The sequence below is a fragment of the Winogradskyella litoriviva genome (genome assembly GCF_013249065.1).
Lineage (GTDB): Bacteria > Bacteroidota > Bacteroidia > Flavobacteriales > Flavobacteriaceae > Winogradskyella > Winogradskyella litoriviva.
Genome location: NZ_JABRWQ010000046.1, coordinates 1 through 317 on the forward strand (window position 1 = coordinate 1; position 317 = coordinate 317).

Annotated in this window: 1 protein-coding gene; it reads left to right on the forward strand. The window is 29.0% G+C overall.

Features of this window, described 5'->3' with window-relative positions:
- A partial coding sequence (locus tag HNV10_RS17125; RefSeq protein ID WP_173302689.1) for a hypothetical protein occupies window positions 1-317 on the forward strand: 317 nt, incomplete at both ends.

The window sequence follows — 317 nt, forward strand, 5'->3', positions numbered from 1 at the left end:
GCTAATTCGGAATCAAACACGAAGAAAAAAGAACTGACAGAAACTGAAAAGGAAATTGAAAGCGTAGCCTTATCTTTCCATAATTGGTATATTAAAAACACTAATGATATAAAATCCGAAATTCCAATAGATTTTGTTGTTACAGAAGGAAAAAATGATAGTTGTTTAGTAGATTATGAACCATATTTTAATGAGCTTCGAAAATTAGGAACAATTTCTAACTCATTTATGGAAAAAGAAAAAGAAAGAACTAAATCTTGTGCCGAAACTATTTCGAAAATGAAATGGAGTGAATATATCGGAGTTATTCCTGAAAA